At 32.6% G+C, this 18,658-nt stretch carries 13 protein-coding genes and 1 pseudogene; 12 read left to right on the top strand and 2 right to left on the bottom strand.

Annotated features, from left to right (window positions below; genetic code table 11):
- Nucleotides 1-63 precede the first annotated feature (63 nt).
- From BOW55_RS14200 to BOW55_RS14180, 5 genes are all read left to right on the top strand, one after another.
- Nucleotides 64-4,569, top strand: coding sequence for a translocation/assembly module TamB domain-containing protein (locus BOW55_RS14200; protein ID WP_241686571.1), 4,506 nt, complete (start codon nt 64-66; stop codon nt 4,567-4,569).
- A 308-nt stretch (nt 4,570-4,877) separates the two neighbouring features.
- Complete coding sequence (pfkA, locus tag BOW55_RS14195) at nt 4,878-5,864, top strand: 6-phosphofructokinase (protein ID WP_089052798.1); 987 nt, start codon at nt 4,878-4,880, stop codon at nt 5,862-5,864.
- A gap of 97 nt (nt 5,865-5,961) precedes the next feature.
- The gene (gene gap, locus BOW55_RS14190) at nt 5,962-6,966 is read left to right on the top strand and encodes a type I glyceraldehyde-3-phosphate dehydrogenase (RefSeq protein ID WP_089052799.1); all 1,005 of its coding nucleotides are present in this window, start codon (nt 5,962-5,964) and stop codon (nt 6,964-6,966) included.
- A 129-nt stretch (nt 6,967-7,095) separates the two neighbouring features.
- Nucleotides 7,096-7,947: an N-acetylglucosamine kinase gene (locus BOW55_RS14185; protein WP_089052800.1), complete on the top strand. Its 852-nt coding sequence runs from the start codon at nt 7,096-7,098 to the stop codon at nt 7,945-7,947.
- A 10-nt stretch (nt 7,948-7,957) separates the two neighbouring features.
- On the top strand, nt 7,958-8,332 hold the full coding sequence (locus BOW55_RS14180) for a methylglyoxal synthase (protein ID WP_089052850.1): 375 nt from the start codon (nt 7,958-7,960) through the stop codon (nt 8,330-8,332).
- On the opposite strand, the gene BOW55_RS14175 is transcribed toward BOW55_RS14180, so the two are convergent.
- Entirely contained in the window at nt 8,313-8,693 is a 381-nt protein-coding gene (locus BOW55_RS14175; RefSeq protein WP_129024643.1) for a RidA family protein, read from the bottom strand. The two genes, BOW55_RS14180 and BOW55_RS14175, sit on opposite strands and share 20 nt — an antisense overlap.
- 85 nt (nt 8,694-8,778) lie before the next feature.
- A complete protein-coding gene (locus tag BOW55_RS14170; protein ID WP_129024642.1) occupies nt 8,779-11,517 on the bottom strand; it encodes a putative LPS assembly protein LptD in 2,739 nt (912 codons plus the stop codon).
- Between the two features lie 49 nt (nt 11,518-11,566).
- Between BOW55_RS14170 and BOW55_RS14165 the strand changes: the two are divergent.
- The 7 genes and pseudogenes from BOW55_RS14165 to BOW55_RS14135 all read left to right on the top strand — a co-directional run bounded on the left by BOW55_RS14165 (nt 11,567) and on the right by BOW55_RS14135 (nt 18,560).
- Nucleotides 11,567-12,693: pseudogene (locus tag BOW55_RS14165) on the top strand (N-acetylmuramoyl-L-alanine amidase).
- A gap of 50 nt (nt 12,694-12,743) precedes the next feature.
- On the top strand, nt 12,744-13,709 hold the full coding sequence (locus tag BOW55_RS14160) for an MlaD family protein (RefSeq protein WP_129024641.1): 966 nt from the start codon (nt 12,744-12,746) through the stop codon (nt 13,707-13,709).
- A gap of 5 nt (nt 13,710-13,714) precedes the next feature.
- Nucleotides 13,715-15,052, top strand: a complete 1,338-nt coding sequence (locus BOW55_RS14155) for a (Fe-S)-binding protein (protein ID WP_089052804.1) — start codon at nt 13,715-13,717, stop codon at nt 15,050-15,052.
- A gap of 104 nt (nt 15,053-15,156) precedes the next feature.
- A complete protein-coding gene (locus tag BOW55_RS14150) occupies nt 15,157-15,948 on the top strand; it encodes a (Fe-S)-binding protein (RefSeq protein ID WP_089052852.1) in 792 nt (263 codons plus the stop codon).
- A 98-nt stretch (nt 15,949-16,046) separates the two neighbouring features.
- A complete protein-coding gene (locus BOW55_RS14145; RefSeq protein WP_089052805.1) occupies nt 16,047-16,529 on the top strand; it encodes an ABC transporter ATPase in 483 nt (160 codons plus the stop codon).
- A gap of 446 nt (nt 16,530-16,975) precedes the next feature.
- Complete coding sequence (gene bshA / locus BOW55_RS14140) at nt 16,976-18,112, top strand: N-acetyl-alpha-D-glucosaminyl L-malate synthase BshA (protein WP_089052806.1); 1,137 nt, start codon at nt 16,976-16,978, stop codon at nt 18,110-18,112.
- Nucleotides 18,113-18,137: 25 nt separating this feature from the next.
- Nucleotides 18,138-18,560, top strand: coding sequence for a protease complex subunit PrcB family protein (locus BOW55_RS14135; RefSeq protein ID WP_129024640.1), 423 nt, complete (start codon nt 18,138-18,140; stop codon nt 18,558-18,560).
- Nucleotides 18,561-18,658 lie beyond the last annotated feature (98 nt).

The raw sequence follows: 18,658 nt of genomic DNA, 5'->3' as shown, positions 1-18,658 counted from the left end.
AAAGCAGTTATCAAACGAATTAAGAAAATAGTATCCAGAACCCTGATTGGCTTAATTTTACTTTTGCTGGTACTTGCTATCACATTGTCGCTGCCTGTTGTACAAACAAAAATTGCACGATACATAACTGAAACTCTGAATACTGATTTTAAAACAAACATCAGTGTAGAGAAAACAGCAATCAATATTTTTGGAGGAGTAAAACTTAAAAAGGTCCTGATTTTAGATCATCATAAAAAGACTTTAATCTATTCAGATCTTATTACTACAGATATTTTAAGCATTAAAAGATTGCTTGACGGCGATTTGATTTTTGGTGATCTTCGTTTAACGGGTTTGATTTTTAATTTGAAAACCTATAAAAATGAAAATGAAAACAATATTAATAAGTTTATTAAATTGTTTGAAACTGGAAAAAAAACACCAAAATCTGAAAAACATTTTCTCCTAACAGCACGAAATGCTTATATCACCAATGGTAATTTTTCGGTTATCGATGAAAATAAAAACACACCAAGATTCCTGGACTTTAAAAAACTGAATGCTTATATCAGTGATTTTAAGTTGTATGGTCCTGATGTAAATACTACTATTCATAGATTTTCTTTTTTAGATCATAGAGGTTTATATGTTTCAAACTTTGCTGGTAAATTCAGTTATACCAAAAAACAAATAAAAGTCGAAAACTTAGCCATAAAAACAAAAAGATCGTGGATTTATGGAAAAGCAATTTTAAATTATAAAATCACCGATTTTCTTGATTTTACAGATAAAGTTCAGTTTGATGTCGCTTTAGATTCGTCTTCTATTGCTTCAAATGATATTCGTTATTTTTATGACGGACTTGGAAAAAATCAGCATTTTAGAGTTAGAACTAAAATAAAAGGACCTTTAAATAATCTGAATTTAAATCATCTTAGACTTAGCGATTCTAATGGATCTAAAATTTTTGGAAATATTAATTTTAGAAACCTATTAGGAAGCAAGACGCAAAAGTTTTCTATGAACGGAAAGTTCGATAAGTTAATTTCGAGTTACGATAATCTAGTAGTTTTACTTCCAGAGGTTTTGGGTAAAAAACTGCCAAAAGAACTTAAAAAAATAGGCAAGTTCAATATTGTGGGTAAAGCCAAAGTTTCGACTACAGATTTAGAAGCAGCTTTTAAAATGGCAACAGATCTTGGTAATGGTGTTGTCGATCTGCATATGAATAATATGGATTTTATCGACAAAGCCTCTTATTCAGGGAATATTGTGCTGGATAATTTTAATGTAGGTGCATTATTAGACCGAAAGGATATTGGTAAAACAACATTAAATATAGATGTTGATGGTGTAGGTTTTACAGAGAAATATTTAAATACTAAGATAAAAGGTGATATTGCAAAACTAGATTACAATAAGTACACCTATAATAATATAGTGGTAAACGGGAATTTTAAATTGCCATATTATAAAGGACAGGTTTCTGTAAATGATCCAAATTTAAGTTTGACTTTTGATGGTATGGTCGATTTAAGCAAACGTGAGAGTAAATACGATTTTCACATAAATGTAGAAAATGCCGATTTAAGAAAACTTAGGTTTGTAGACGATTCAATTTCTCATTTTCAAGGAGATGCCATTGTCGAAGTTACAGGAAATTCCATTGAAAATCTTCAGGGAAATATTTTTATCAAAGATGCCGTCTATCAAAATCCAAAATCGACTTATATTTTTGATGAAGTTACTATAAATTCTGGCTTTGATGAAAACAAGCTGCGTACCATAATAATTAATTCTACAGACGTTGTTAATGGAGAAATAGTTGGTAAATTTCGTTTCGATCAGTTAGATAAATTGGTTATGAATTCCGTAGGAAGTTTATATACCAATTACAAACCTTATAAAGTAAATAAAGGGCAGTTTTTACGCTTTAATTTTCATGTATATAATAAGGTAGTCGAAATGCTGTATCCCGAAATGAAAATTGACTCAAGTACAGTTGTTCGCGGTAAAATAGATGCAGATCAAAATGAGTTTAAATTTAAGTTTAATTCGCAGCAAATTACAGCGGCCAAAAATACGTTTGATAATATTAGAGTCAGTGTTGATAATAAAAATGCACTTTATAATGCTTTCGTAGAATTAGACAGTATCAAAACACCTTATTATAAAATACGAGACTTTAATTTAATTAATGTTACTGCAAAAGATACTTTGTTTGTAAGGTCTGAGTTTAAAGGAGGAGAAAAAGGCGAAGATTACTTTAATCTGGATTTGTTTCATACCATTGATAAAAACAAGAATAACATTGTAGGGATTAAGAAATCTGAAATGAAGTTCAAAGATTATCTATGGTATTTAAATGAAAATTCAGAAAAAGACAATCAAATCGTTTTTGATCAGTTTTTTAAGAATTTCACCTTTGACAATATAGTTCTGTCTCATGAAGATCAGAAAATTGATTTAAATGGGGTGATAAAGGGTAAAGACTATAAAGATCTGGTTTTGAATTTTGAAGATGTTGATATTAATAAGATTACGCCTTTAAATTCGAAGTTTGTGTTTAAAGGTAATTTGAACGGAAATATAAATTACAAGCAGAATAAAGATGTGTATCAACCCACCGCAACAATTTCGATTGATAAGCTAAATCTAAATGATATAGATTTAGGTACTTTGAAATTTGATATTGCTGGTGACGAAAGTTTTAAAAAGTTTACCATAAATTCCTCTATAGTTAATGGTTTTGCGGAGTCATTTAGAGCAAATGGTACTTTTGCTATAGAAAATAAAGAAACGTTTTTAGATTTAAGTTTAAAGTTAGAAGGATTTAACCTGGCAACTTTAGGAAAAGTTGGCGGAGATGTTTTATCGAATGTGCGAGGTACGGTTTCGGGAAATGCAGCGGTAGTTGGGAATTTGAAGAAACCTGAAATCAACGGAAGACTTTATGTTGAAAAAGCAGGAATGACAATTCCGTACTTAAATACCGATTATGAACTTAGTGATCGAACGGTAATTGATTTAACAGATGAGAAATTCTTGTTCAGAAACAATCAATTGACAGATACTAAATTTGGAACAAAAGGATTGCTTAACGGAACAATTGAGCATCATAATTTTGGAGATTGGAAACTAGATTTAACCATAACTTCTAAACGTTTATTGGCGCTGGATACAAAAGACAGCGAAGATGCGGCATATTTTGGAACAGCTTTTATAAACGGAACTGCAAGCATAAAAGGCCCTGTAGATGGTTTATTTATTAAAGTAGACGCTAAATCTGAAAAAGGTACCGAAGTCAAAATTCCTATAAACAATTCGCAAAGCGTAGGAGAAAGCAGCTGGATTCATTTTGTAACGCCAAAAGAAAAGTACAATTTAGAAAATGGTATTGTTGAAAGAACAAAAAATTACAACGGATTAGAATTGGAGTTTGATTTTGATATTACGCCAGATGCTGAAGTTGAAGTAATTCTAGATCGAAATTCCGGACATGGTATGAAAGGAAAAGGTTACGGATCGCTGTTGTTTAAGATTAATACACTTGGTAAGTTTAATATGTGGGGAGATTTCCAGGCATACGAAGGAACTTATAATTTTAAATATGGCGGTTTAATCGATAAAAAATTCTCTGTTAAAAAAGGAGGATCTATTATTTGGGAAGGAAACCCAATGAAAGCGCAATTAAATCTTGAAGCGGTTTATAAAACATCAGCAAATCCAGCAGTATTGCTTGATAATACCTCTTCATTCAATAAAAAAGTACCAGTAGAAGTAGTTATTGGTTTAAGAGGAGATTTAGCAAGTCCAGAGCCTAATTTTGATATTCAGTTTCCATCAGTAAGTAACGTGCTTAAATCTGAGATACAGTATAAGCTAGATGATAAAGATATTCGTCAAACACAAGCACTTTATTTATTGTCTACAGGTTCGTTTATGAGTACAGATGGATTTAGCCAAGGTGATTTATCTGGAACGTTGACAGAAACGGCTTCGAGTTTATTAGGCGGAATTATAAAATCAGACAATGATAAGGTTAATATCGATTTGAATTATATTTCTGCAGATAAAAGATTGGGTCAGGAAGCAGATGGTCAGTTTGTAGCTAATATTTCTTCTCAGATCAACGAAAGAATTACAATTAACGGTAAATTAGGAGTGCCGGTCGGTGGAGTTAATGAATCTGCAATTGTGGGTGATATTGAAATTTTGTATCGTGTAAATGATGACGGGTCAATGAATCTTCGTTTGTTTAATAAGGAGAATGATATTAATTATATCGGACAGGGAATTGGTTATACACAAGGAGTTGGTATTTCGTACGAAGTAGATTTTGATACCTTTAGCGAATTGGTAAACAAAATGTTTAAAAATCATAAATTAGAACGAGCAATTAAAAATTCTGATGATTTTCAAGATTCTAATTTAAATCCTGACTTTGTTAATTTTACCAACAAAAAAGAATCAGAGAAAAATAAGAAAGAAGCTGAAAAAGACAAAAAGAAATCTCAAAAAGAAGAAGAGAAAAAACCACAGCCTAAAAATAACAGTGAAGGATTAATTCCAGATAACGATTTTTAGATGATTGTTAAAAAAATGCTATTTCAACCCATTATTTATATAATGGGTTTTTTTATGCGTATTTTAGACAATTAATAATTTTTCAGCTTAATAGAGTTTATGTGTTTTTTTGTAACACTTCATTTTGGCTATTGTTAGTTTTAAAGAATTAATTAAAAAAAGAGAGTTTTATTATTTTAAATGAAATTTTTCCAGCCAAAAAACTTATTAACGAAAACGTTTGAATTTAACATATTTTACTAATTTATAATAAACAGAACCCGAAAAGTGGTGAATGTTTGCTAATTTTACACTTTAATACTTAAATAATGTCAAAAACAATAAAAAAAGTAGGTGTTCTTACCTCAGGAGGAGACTCACCAGGAATGAATGCTGCAATACGATCAGTTGTTCGAACATGTGCTTATCATAATATAGAATGCATAGGAATTTATAGAGGTTATCAAGGAATGATCGAAGGCGATTTTAAAGAAATGGGCCCTCGAAGCGTTAATAATATAGTAAATAAAGGAGGAACGATCTTAAAATCTGCTCGTTCTGTTGATTTTAGAACACCAGAAGGTAGAAAAAAAGCACACGAAAATTTAGTAAAAGCTGGAGTTGATGCTTTAGTTGTTATTGGAGGAGACGGAAGCTTTACCGGAGGTCTAATTTTCAATGCAGAATATGGTTTTCCTGTAATGGGAATTCCTGGTACAATTGATAATGATATTTATGGTACAAGTCATACATTAGGTTATGATACCGCATTAAATACAGTAGTAGATTGTATCGATAAAATTAGAGATACTGCAAGTTCACATAACCGTTTGTTTTTTGTAGAGGTTATGGGTAGAGATGCAGGACATATTGCTCTTAATGCCGGAATTGGTGCTGGTGCTGAGGAAATTCTTATTCCTGAAGAAGATTTAGGTTTAGATAGATTGTTAGATTCTCTTCAAAAAAGTAAAGCATCAGGAAAATCATCAAGTATAGTTGTTATTGCTGAGGGAGATAAAATTGGTAAAAACGTTTTTGAATTAAAAGACTACGTTGAAGCTAATTTACCTGAGTACGATGTTAGAGTGTCTGTTTTAGGACATATGCAGCGTGGAGGTTCACCATCTTGTTTTGATCGTGTACTAGCAAGTCGTCTTGGTGTAAAAGCAGTAGAATCTTTGATAGAAGGAAAATCAAATTACATGGTTGGTCTTAAAGAAGACAAAGTGTCGTTGACTCCGCTGGAACAAGCAATTAAAGGTAAATCTGAGATTGATAGAGAATTATTGAGAGTGTCAGACATCATGTCTACATAATTATATAAGACAAAGTTTAAAAAAAGGAATGAAGTTTATTGTGAGGAAATTAGACTTTAAATTAGTGTAATAAAAACAAAAGCAAAAAATTAGTAAAATGTCAAAAGTAAAATTAGGAATAAACGGATTTGGACGTATCGGAAGAATCGTTTTTAGAGAAACTTTCAATAGAGATAATGTAGAGGTGGTAGCAATCAACGATTTGCTAGATGTAGATCACTTAGCTTACTTATTAAAATATGATTCAGTTCACGGTCGTTTCAACGGAACTGTAGAAGTTAAAGAAGGAAAATTGTATGTAAATGGAAGAAATATCCGTATCACTGCAGAAAGAAACCCAGCTGACTTAAAATGGAATGAAGTTGATGTTGATGTTGTTGCAGAATGTACTGGTATCTTTACAACTATCGAAACTGCAAATGAGCACATCAAAGGTGGTGCTAAAAAAGTAATCATTTCTGCTCCTTCAGCTGATGCTCCAATGTTTGTAATGGGAGTAAACCACGAAACTGCAAAAGCTACTGATTTAGTTGTTTCTAATGCTTCTTGTACTACAAACTGTTTAGCTCCTTTAGCTAAAGTTATTCACGATAATTTCGAAATCGTTGAAGGTTTAATGACTACTGTTCACGCAACTACTTCAACTCAAATGACTGCTGACGGACCTTCTAGAAAAGACTGGAGAGGTGGACGTGCAGCTGCAATCAATATCATTCCTTCATCTACTGGAGCTGCAAAAGCAGTTGGAAAAGTAATTCCTGCTTTAAATGGAAAATTAACTGGAATGTCTTTCCGTGTTCCTACTGCTGACGTTTCTGTAGTAGATTTAACAGTAAAAGTAGCTAAAGAAACTACTTACGAAGAAATTTTAGCTGTATTGAAAAAAGCTTCTGAAAACGAAATGAAAGGTATTTTAGGATATACTGAAGATGCAGTTGTATCTCAAGATTTCATTTCTGATAAAAGAACTTCAATCGTTGATGCTGGTGCGGGAATTGGTTTAAATTCTACTTTCTTCAAATTAGTATCTTGGTATGATAATGAGTACGGATACTCAAGCAAATTGATCGATTTATCTGTACATATTGCAGGTTTAAAATAATATTATATATTTTTGCAGAATCCCGTTCGACACGTCGAACGGGATTTTCTTATTTTGTTTCGTCTTTAATTATTGTAAAAAATACACTTATAGTTTATTGAAGAAAAACTAATCCAAAAACTAAATAAAATGAAATTAATAGTTGATAGTGGATCTACTAAAGCCGATTGGATTGCAATTGATGATAATGGAAAAGTATTATTCACCACACAAACCTTAGGATTAAATCCTGAAATTCTAGACGCTCCGGAAATCATTGAAAGATTAAACGATCGTTTTGATATTTTGCAAAATAAAAAAAACGCAACCCATTTGTTCTTTTACGGAGCTGGCTGTGGAACTGACAGAATGAAAGAAGCTTTAAAGCTGATCTTTCAGGATTATTTCACTAATGCAATTATTGACGTACAAGAAGACACATATGCTGCTGTTTATGCAACAACACCAAAAGGTGAAGAAGCAATTGTTTCGATCTTAGGAACAGGCTCTAACTGCAGTTATTTTGATGGAAAAGTATTGCATCAAAAAGTGCAGTCATTAGGTTATATCTTAATGGATGATTGCAGCGGAAATGTTTTTGGAAAAGAATTAATTAGAAAGTACTATTTTAATAAAATGCCAAAAGAATTAGCGGTAGAACTTGAAAAAGAGTACGACGTTGATCCTGATTTTATTAAAAATAAACTATACAAAGAACCAAATCCAAATGCTTATTTGGCAACTTTTGCAAAGTTTTTAATTAAACACAAAGACACCGAATTCTGTAGAAAAATTATTTTCAAAGGAATGAAATCTTTCGTTAAAAACTACATCAAACAGTTTGATAACTGCAAAGAAGTTCCTGTACATTTTGTAGGTTCTATTGCATTTTATCTAAAAGATGAATTACAAGAAACTTTTGATAAATATGAACTTCAATTAGGGAACGTTTTAAGAAGACCAATTGATGGATTAATTGCGTACCATGTTGCTAACCAATAGTTCTGGATTTATGGAAATTGCAATCATTGCTCACGATGGCAAGAAAGCTGATTTGATCGACTTTTTGATTAAAAATAGTGATGTATTACATCATGAGTCAATAAAACTTATTGGAACAGGAACTACTGGAGGAAAAGCCGAAGCTGCGGGATTTAAAACCCAAAGAATGCTTTCTGGACCTTTAGGCGGTGATGCGCAGATTGCAGGAAGAGTAGCGGAAGGAATTACGAAAATGGTTTTCTTTTTTAAAGATCCTTTGTCAAGTCATCCGCATGAAGCAGATATTAATATGTTAATTCGCGTTTGCGATGTACATAATGTGCCGCTGGCAACAAACGAAGCAACGGCACAATTATTATTAGATGCTATTGCACTGCGATTATAGAAATCTCAACATTTACATTTTTTGGCAGACATGCCACTTGAACCGTTTCACGTGCTGGAGCGGTTTTTTCGTTAAAATATGAACCGTAAACAGCGTTTATAGCACCAAAATTGTTCATATCCATAATAAAAATAGTCGCTTTAACTACATTCTCAAAAGTCATATCTGCAGCTTCTAGAATAGCAGCAATATTTTCCATTACTTGTTTTGTTTCGTCATTGATGTTTTCAGTTACAAGCTCGCCAGATGCTGGATTTATAGCAATTTGTCCAGATGCATAAAGTGTGTTTCCTGATAACACAGCTTGATTGTAAGGTCCAATAGGAGCAGGAGCCTTATCTGTAAAGATTATTTTTTTCATATGTAGTTACTTATTTGTTTTTAAACAATATGATATAGTACTTATTACGATCTTCTAATCATAATAAAACAGTTAAGCAAATGGATTATCGATTTGAAGTACTTCGCTTATTCCATTTGATGTCACTCAACATACCAGATTTAATTCCGATGAAGAAATTCCAGTTCGAATTTGGTCCAATAGGTGTCCAGTTAAAAGCCATTCTCCAGCTTAACAAATCCCTTTCAAAACGAAATTGAGTAAAAGTCACTCCTTTTTGAACAAAATCAAATCCAGTCGAAACCCCGCCTTTCCATTTAGGCGTAATATCCATATTCATAGAGACCATGATTGAGTTTCCTGTTATTTTATTCTCTCTGTTAGCATTCGAGTACGTCAATGAGTAAGCAAGCGTCATGTCCCAAGGTAATTTTGAACTGAAGAACTCCGTAATTACATCTTTGTCGTCGTCTTTTTCGTTTGCAAATTGACTGTTTCGGCTGTCATTTAAGTCTGTATTTGTACCAAATAAATCGTCATTACGACCACCATTTCGCTGACTTTGGTTGTTTTTTTCTTTATTATCTCCTCCCTTATTCGAAAAAGAGTAATTCATTGTAATATTCGCACTGGTCATTCTAAATAAACTTCCGCCATTGTCAATGTTGTACATGTTCATTACGTTTCCTGCATTATCAATTGCGTATGGGTTTAAAACAGCTCCAAAATTGACATTCATTTTGTTTTGAAAAAGCTGTGTTCCACCGCTCACAAGAATAGGCTGAAAAGCCAATGTTTCTTTACCATTTGCATTAAAATTATAACTTGTGCTGAAGTTTAAATTGTTTAACAGCATTATCTTTTTAGGTTCCGTTTTTGTGCTGTCACGATCTCTTACTTTAGCTTCGAAAGTGTTGCTTAAAGAAAAACCAACAATGTTAGAATTGTCTTTTCCAGGTGCGCCGTAAATACCGTTTGCAAAACGAGAATATTCATCTGTAGAAATCTTTCCTGCTGCATCAACAGTATAATGATCGTAGTATCTCTCAAAACTCGGTGTATAAGAGTAAGTAATACTTGGTCTCATAACGTGACGAATAGACTGAATTCTTTTATCAGCTCCAAAATTAAACGTACCATAAATTGTAGTACCTAAATTAGTGCTGAAATTATAAGTTCTGTAAGAGTCAAAACCATTTACAGTTTTATCTACAACCGCACTTTTATCTACATCGTAATTCTTTTCAATTGTTTTGGTAACCCAAGTTTCTTGGTAATTTGTAGAAGCTCCCGCACTAAAGTATTTGAATATTTTAAAATTGGTACTGATTGGAATAGAATGCTGCATACCAATTTGCGCATCTTTAAACATTTGCGGTTTAAAGAATAAAGAATCCGTTGTTTTAAAGTTATTCTTTCCAGTTACATTATACTGTAAGTTTATGTTCTTTATAAAACCTTTTTTTACCCCGTCTTTTCCAACAAAAGGATAAACACGATCAATACTTCCTTGAAGATTAGGCAAAGTCATTAAAATCTCTTCGGTTTGCGTATTTTGCTGGTGCGTAGCAGACAGCGATATACGTGAACCCGGAATTGTATTAAATGTTTTGTTGTATGAAATAGACGAACTTAAAGTATTATTTAAGTTAGACCCTATGTTGGCTTGATTGATAGATCGCTTAAAGTATTTACTGCTACCCATATTTACAGAAGCAGAAAAACTTGAGTTAGGATTTGATTTTGTATCCTTTGAGTGCGACCATTGAATGTTGTAGATGTTTTGTTTAGAATAATCTGGATATCCTCTTTCGCTGTTTATTAAGTTTTCGAATCGAATATTGACATTTCCTCGATATTTATACCGTGTTGCATAGGCCGATTCAAATCGCATAGCGTAACTCCCGTTTGTATAGTAATCTCCTAAAACCGTTAAGTCGTAATTGTCGCTTAAAGCAAAATAGTAACCTCCGTTTTGCAAAGAGAATCCACGAGTATTTGAGTCATTGTAACTTGGAATAATAATACCAGAAACACTTTTTTCCTGACTCATTGGGAAATAAGCGAAAGGTAATGCCAAAGGTGTAGGCACATCTGCAATAACCATATTGGTTAAGCCCGTAATAACTTTTTTACCAGGAATAAACTTTACTTTATTCGTTTGAAAATAGTATTCAGGATTATCAATGTCTTGAGCAGTTGTAAAACGGGCACCTCTTAAAAAGTAAACAGAGTCATTCTCTTTTTTAGTAACAGCTGCTTTTATTTTAAATTCGCCTTGCTCAGTTCTTGAGTTGTAAATTAAGGCCTTTTTTGTTTTAAAATTAAAACGTATAGAATCGGGTTGAACCTCGCTTGCGCCTTGTTTGAAGTTTGGATATTGAGTTAATACACCTGCAGAATCTTTTATTCGACCGGCATAAACTTCGTCTTTTTCGTAATTAAGTACAATTATACCAGATTTTAGTTCAACATCTTTATAATACAATTCAGCTTCATTATAGAGAGTAATGATTTTTTTCTTCTGATCTATTTTGGCGTAATCCTTTGCTTTGTATTTTACTTTCCCGTCTAAAAAAGTCTTCGTTGGCTTAATGCTGTCTACTTTAATAGTGTCAATAGGTTTAATTTGAGGTTTATCTGTTTGTTTTACAGCGGGCAAAGACTTTTTTTTGGATTTTATCTCTTGTGAATATAATTTACCACATCCTGCAGATAGGAAAAATGATAATAAAACGATATTAAATAAGTTTGTGTGCAAAGGTTTAAATGCTATTTTTGTAAAATTATGGCTTGTTTTTTGACATGTCAAACTTACATATAATTTTTTGGCAAAAATAATCAATTATAAAAATTATAGCAGTTGCGTTTTATTAAAATTAACTTTTAGATTTATGAATAGATTGAGCAAAATTAAGGTAATCTTTACTTTTTTTCTAACAATAATGTCTTTTTGTGCTTACAGTCAAGCTAACGTTTTTAAGGTGACACTTGATGCAGGACATGGAGATCATGATTTTGGCGCTGTTTACAGCGGACGGATCGAAAAAAATATCGCCTTAGCAATTGTTCTAAAAGTTGGAAAAATTTTAGAGCTTAATCCAAATGTTAATGTTATTTACACGCGAAAAACAGATGTTTTTATTGATTTAGTAGAAAGAGCAAATATTGCCAATAGAGCCAATTCGAATATTTTTGTTTCTATACACTGTAATGCCAACAAAAATACAGCGGCAGACGGAACAGAAACGTATGTAATGGGTTTGAGTAAAGTTGCATCAAACTTAGAGGCTGCAAAAAAGAGAACTCTGTAATTACTTTAGAGAAAGATTACAAACGTAAATACGAAGGTTATGATCCAAATTCTCCAGAATCTATGATTGGTATGACTTTAATGCAAGAAGAGTATTTAGATAACAGTATTTCGCTTGCAAGTAAAATCGAAGAAAATTTTGAAAAACTTGGAAAAAAATTAAGACAAGGCGGAGTAAAACAAGCGCCATTTATGGTACTTCATAAAGCTTATATGCCAAGAGTTTTAGTTGAAACAGGATTTATTTCTAATCCAACCGAAGGAAATATTTTGAATTCAGAAGAGGGGCAAGATGATATTGCAAAAGCAATTGCAGAAGCCATTTTGAGTTATAAAAGAGAGTATTTTGGTTCAGGAAGTCCTGAAGCAATAGAGGCTCGACCAGTAAGAGATACCTCTACTCCGGCAAAGAATAAAGTTGTAGAATCTGCTGCAGTGAAAAAAAATGCACCAAAAGGCACTTTTTTTAAAGTACAGTTAATTGCCAGCATTAAAAAAACACCTTTAGAAGCTAAAAATTTTAAAGGATTGAATAATGTAACCATGTTATATGAAAACAATATTTATAAATATTTCTACCAAGAAACTTCAGATTATGAAACTGCAAAGAAATATTTGCAAGAAGCTAAGAGTAAGGGATATGGAGCGGCATTTTTAATTGCGAATCGTGATGGTGAAAAAATCAGCATCCAAGACGCCATTAAATAATAAGCCCTAGTTCGAATATTTATATTATTTTTGTACAAACACTTAGAATTTTGAAACTAACAAGAGAAATTAAAACGGCTATTTTAGTCATCGCGTCAATCTTATTATTTATTTGGGGCTACAGTTTTTTAAAAGGCAGAGACCTTTTTACAAATTACAAAACATTATATGTCGAATATGACAATGTAGAGGATTTGTCAGCATCAGCACCTGTTACCATTAATGGACTTTCTATTGGTAAAGTAAATAAAATCACAATTGATGAAATAACTGGGAAATTATTGGTTGAATTGCAATTAAAAACAGATTTTCCAATTTCTAAAACCAGTACCGCTGCCTTGTATTCTCCAAGTTTGATTGGAGGGAAACAGATTAAAATTGTACCAAATCTTGCAGATAAAGACCCAGCAGAAGATGGTCAGAAATTAGTACCTGCTGTTGAATTAGGATTAACAGATTCGTTAGGCGGTAAAATCGATCCAATTACGCAAAAGTTAGATAAAATGCTTCTAAATATTGATAATCTGGTAACTGGATTAAACAATGTTTTAGATAAAAAAACGCAAGACGATTTAAAGAAAAGTTTGGCTGAGTTAAGTCAGACAATGGAGCAGTTTCATAAAGCTTCAGGAAGTATCAATACTATTTTAGATACTAATAAAGGTCAGATAAATGGAGTTGTGACAAACTTTAATAAAATGTCAAGCAATTTTAATAAAATATCAGATTCATTAAACAAAGCCGATTTAGGAAAAACAGTTAGAAACCTAAATCAAACTTTGGCTAAAGTTGATGGTATTATGGCTAATTTAAATTCTGGAAAAGGTACTATGGGTAAATTATTAAGTGATGAAGCTCTTTATAATAACCTTACGAAAACTTCAAAGGAACTTGAATTGTTATTACAGGACGTTCGTTTATACCCAACACGTTACGTAAATGTTTCTCTTTTTGGAAAGAAAAACAAGCCTTATGTAGCTCCTGCTGAAGATGTAAATTCAACTGATAAAAAATAATTGCAATGAGTTATTTAGATAATATTTTGTTCGCCATACTTCTTATAGTTGGTTTTGGTTTTTTTACAGCGAGCGTAAAAAAGATCATCCGAAACATTAACTTGGGAGTAGATGTAAATCGAAAGGATAATTCTAAAGCGCGCTGGAAAAACATGGCAATGATTGCTCTTGGGCAGTCAAAAATGGTGAGACGCCCTGTAGCTGGAATACTTCATATTTTTGTATATGTAGGTTTCATAATTATTAATATCGAGTTACTTGAAATTATTATAGATGGGTTATTTGGAACTCATAGAATCTTTGCGCCTTATTTAGGTGTGGTTTATGATGTTTTAATAGCTTCTTTTGAAATATTGGCAATACTTGTAATTTTTGCTGTTGTAGTTTTCTGGATTAGAAGAAATGTCATTAGACTTAAGCGTTTTATAAATCCTGACTTAAACGGATTTCCTAAAAGCGATGCCAATTACATTTTGTATTTTGAAACGGTTTTGATGCTTTTGTTTCTATTGATGAATGCTTCTGATTTGCATTTGCAGAATGTTCCAGGCGGATTTTCTCATTTTCATAAAGCAGGAAGTTTTCCAGTAAGTCAGTTTATTGCTCCAATTTTTAATGGAATGTCAAACGAATTAGTTTCATTATTGTTTGAAGCTTTTTGGTGGCTGCATATTGCGGGTATTTTAGTTTTTATGAACTATTTATACTTTTCAAAACATTTACACATTCTTTTAGCTTTTCCTAATACTTATTTTGCAAATTTAAATCCAGAAGGTCAGTTTGATAATTTGGCTTCTGTAACAAAAGAAGTAAAGTTAATGATGGATCCAAATGCAGATCCATTTGCAGCGGCTCCTGTTGATGAAAATGCGGCTCCAAGTAAGTTTGGAGCAAGCGATGTTCAGGATTTAAATTGGGTTCAGTTGTTGAATGCTTATACTTGTACAGAATGCGGACGTTGTACATCGTCTTGTCCGGCAAATCAAACAGGAAAGAAATTGTCTCCACGTAAAATTATGATGGATACAAGAGATCGTCTAACAGAAGTAGGAAATAATATCGACGCTAATAAAGGTGTTTTTGTACCGGATAATAAAACTTTATTAAACGATTATATTACGCCAGAAGAATTGTGGGCTTGTACTTCATGTAATGCCTGCGTAGAAGAATGTCCTGTTAATATTAGTCCGTTGTCTATTATTATGGATATGCGTCGTTATTTAGTGATGGAGCAGAGTGCTGCACCAATGTCATTGAATGCAATGATGACTAATATTGAAAATAACGGTGCTCCTTGGCAATACAGTCAGCAAGACCGTTTAAATTGGAAAAACGAGAATTAAAAATATAGTTTAATCGGTTAATCGTCAATTCGTTTAATCGTTCTTAGGATTCGATCAAGTTGCCGATTAAACAATTAAACAAATCAACGATTAAACAAAAAGAGATGTCAGAAAATTTAGTAGTGCCAACAATGGCTGAAATGCTAGCTCAGGGAATACAGCCAGAAGTTTTATTCTGGGTAGGTTGCGCTGGGAGTTTTGATGATAGAGCAAAAAAAATCACAAAAGCATTTGTACGTATATTAAACCGTACTAATGTTTCATTTGCCGTTTTGGGTGCAGAGGAAAGCTGTACAGGTGATCCTGCAAAACGTGCTGGGAATGAATTTTTGTTTCAAATGCAGGCCATGATGAATATCGAGGTTTTGAATGCCTATGAAGCAAAGAAAATTGTTACCGCTTGTCCGCACTGTTTTAATACTTTAAAAAATGAGTATCCAGAATTAGGCGGAAACTATGAAGTTATTCATCATACAGAATTCTTAAAATCATTAATAGATGATGGAAGACTTACTGTTGAAGGCGGACAGTTTAAAGGAAAAAGAATCACTTTTCACGATCCTTGTTATTTGGGAAGAGCAAATAAAGTGTATGAAGCTCCAAGAGATTTAATTCAGAAGTTAGATGTTGAATTAGTCGAAATGAAACGTTCTAAAGCAAATGGATTATGCTGCGGAGCTGGCGGTGCGCAAATGTTTAAAGATGCTGAGCCAGGAAATAAAGAAGTTAACGTATTGCGTACAGAAGACGCTTTAGAAGTGAAACCAGATATTATTGCTGCAGGGTGTCCTTTTTGTAATACAATGTTAACAGATGGTATTAAACATCAAGAAAAAGAAGGGCAGGTAAAAGTGCTGGATATTGCAGAATTAATTGCTAATGCACAGGATTTATAGCTTTAAGGTGCAAAGTGGCAAAGATTCAAAGGAGCAAAGGTTTAATCCGAAACTCTTTAGAAATCTAAAATTTATAATCTAAAATCTAAAATTTAAAAATGTATATACCTTTTGAAAATTTACCTGGTGAATCTAGAGTTTGGATTTACCAATCGAACAGAAAATTTTCTGAGGAAGAATTTTCTGAAATCGAAACCGATTTGAAAGCTTTTGTAGAAGAATGGGCCGCACACGGAACAAGTCTTGAAGCTTCATTTTTACTAAAATACAATCGTTTTATCATACTGGCCGTAAATCAAGAAGTGCAAGCTGCGACAGGTTGCTCGATTGATAGTTCGGTTGAGTTTATTCAAGGCTTAGAGAAAAAATACAACGTTGACTTGTTGGACAAAATGAACGTTACTTTTAAGCTTGGAGAACATATCGCACATAAACCATTAATTGATTTTAAAAAGATGGTTAAAGATAAATCAGTTTCTGAGAACACAATTGTTTTCAATAATTTAGTGAACAATATCGAAGAATTTAATGAATCGTGGGAAGTTCCTGCTGCTGACAGCTGGCACAGTAGATTTTTCTAAGAGTATTTGTAAAATATTTGAGAGGCATGAAACTTTAAGTTTTATGTCTTTTTTTTGTTTTAATTGTTTCAGGTTTCAAGTTTTCTCGAAGTTTGTCATTTCGACCGAAGGGAGAAATCACACAAGAAACTCGATAAAGATTGTAAGTTTACTTTACGGAATTACGTGTGTGATTCCTCGTTCCTCGGAATGATAAGATTGTGGAAAAAGTTCTTATGAAAACAAAAAGTCTAGTCTAGCCCCGATGAGAGCGACATCCTTTTATGGCGGGGTTCGCCTTAAAAGATACAGCGGACAGCGGGACAGGTGGTTTTTTGATTGAAGATGTTCTGCTTCAAGACAATAATATATTAATTAGAATTAATCTAATTTTGTCAAAAATCTAACAATTGAAAAGGGGAATTAAACAGTATTTTTGAGTATTTTCGTAGAATTAAATTTTATACATGAAAATAGCAATAGTTTGTTATCCAACATTTGGCGGTAGTGGTGTAGTTGCTACAGAACTAGGCCTTGAATTAGCCAGACGCGGACACGAAATACACTTTATAACATATAGTCAGCCAGTTAGGTTGGCACTTTTGAATCCGAATGTTCATTATCACGAAGTAAACGTTCCAGAATATCCACTTTTTCATTATCAACCTTACGAATTAGCTTTGTCAAGCAAATTGGTTGATATGGTAAAATTGTATAAAATCGAAGTTCTTCATGTGCATTACGCAATCCCTCACGCTTATGCGGGTTATATGGCGAAACAAATGCTGAAAAATGAAGGAATTAATCTGCCAATGATTACAACGCTTCACGGGACAGATATTACATTGGTAGGAAATCATCCGTTTTATAAACCTGCTGTAACTTTTAGCATTAATAAATCAGATTATGTGACTTCAGTTTCGCAGAGTTTGAAAGATGATACTTTGAAGCTGTTCAAAATCAAAAATAAAATTAAGGTGATTCCGAATTTTATTGAATTGGATAAAGTTAAGAAAGATCCAACTGTGCCATGTCATCGCTATGTAATGGCAAAAGAAGATGAGAGAATCATAACACATATTAGTAATTTTAGAAAGGTAAAACGTATTCCGGATATTATTAAGATTTTCTATAATATTCAGAAAGTAATGCCTGCTAAATTAATGATGGTGGGTGATGGTCCTGAGAAAGAAAAAGCAGAGGTTTTGTGTATGGAATTGGGGATTTATGATAAAGTGATCTTTTTTGGGAACAGCAACGAGATTGATAAAATTTTATGTTTTACCGATTTGTTTTTACTTCCATCAGAAACAGAAAGTTTTGGTCTTGCAGCATTAGAAGCAATGGCTTGCGGAGTTCCTGTTATTTCAAGTAATTCCGGAGGTTTGCCTGAGGTTAATTTTGAAGGAGTATCGGGTTATTTAAGTAACGTTGGAAATGTTGATGAAATGGCTGCCAATGCTATTAAAATTTTAAAGGACGATGAAACTCTGAATCAATTTAAATTAAATGCTTTAGAGGTTGCTAAAAAGTTTGATATTAAAAACATCTTGCCTAAGTATGAAGCTTTGTATCAAAAAGCAATAGATGATTATAAAGAGTAAAAGTTTTTAAGTAATATAAGCGTAAATGAAAAAAGTAATTTCAGTTTTAGTCCTTTTTGTTTTGATTTCCTGCGGTGTTAAAAAAACATCAGATTCAAAAGGGTTGTATGAGATTTTAACGGAGCAGTCTGACGGCGGCGGTAATATTAAGTTTTATGAGATTTTGACCGAGCCAAACGAAATCAAAATGTTAGAAAATGATCCGCTTTTAGCTGATAAAATGAAACAGACTGATATTAGTAATTCCAACTATATTATTTTAAATATGGGAGAGAAAAATACAGGAGGTTATTCTATTGGAGTGGATAAAGTAGAGGAAACAGATAAAAATATTATTATAACTGTAAAAGAAAATAGTCCTGCTAAAGACGCAATGGTTATGCAAGTTATTACATATCCGTACACAGTTGTAAAAGTACACTCTAAGAAAGAAATCATTATTAAGTAATTAAGTTCTTAGCTCTGGTGATTTAAATGTCAGGCTGAGCGTAGTCGAAGCCTCTTTTACACCTTAAACCCTTTGACTACGCTTAGGGTGACAATAAC

The organism is Flavobacterium sp. YO12 (assembly GCF_004119495.1).
Taxonomy (GTDB): Bacteria; Bacteroidota; Bacteroidia; order Flavobacteriales; family Flavobacteriaceae; genus Flavobacterium.
The sequence above is the reverse complement of the archived record's forward strand: the minus strand, read 5'-3'. Positions and strand labels throughout refer to the sequence as shown.

Coding starts and splice junctions, on each gene's coding strand:
- BOW55_RS14155 (WP_089052804.1), top strand. CDS start 13,715: ATGAGTTATTTAGATAATATTTTGTTCGCCATACTTCTTATAGTTGGT.
- BOW55_RS14180 (WP_089052850.1), top strand. CDS start 7,958: ATGGAAATTGCAATCATTGCTCACGATGGCAAGAAAGCTGATTTGATC.
- BOW55_RS14185 (WP_089052800.1), top strand. CDS start 7,096: ATGAAATTAATAGTTGATAGTGGATCTACTAAAGCCGATTGGATTGCA.
- BOW55_RS14150 (WP_089052852.1), top strand. CDS start 15,157: ATGTCAGAAAATTTAGTAGTGCCAACAATGGCTGAAATGCTAGCTCAG.
- bshA (WP_089052806.1), top strand. CDS start 16,976: ATGAAAATAGCAATAGTTTGTTATCCAACATTTGGCGGTAGTGGTGTA.
- BOW55_RS14135 (WP_129024640.1), top strand. CDS start 18,138: ATGAAAAAAGTAATTTCAGTTTTAGTCCTTTTTGTTTTGATTTCCTGC.
- gap (WP_089052799.1), top strand. CDS start 5,962: ATGTCAAAAGTAAAATTAGGAATAAACGGATTTGGACGTATCGGAAGA.
- BOW55_RS14175 (WP_129024643.1), bottom strand. CDS start 8,693: ATGAAAAAAATAATCTTTACAGATAAGGCTCCTGCTCCTATTGGACCT.
- BOW55_RS14145 (WP_089052805.1), top strand. CDS start 16,047: ATGTATATACCTTTTGAAAATTTACCTGGTGAATCTAGAGTTTGGATT.
- pfkA (WP_089052798.1), top strand. CDS start 4,878: ATGTCAAAAACAATAAAAAAAGTAGGTGTTCTTACCTCAGGAGGAGAC.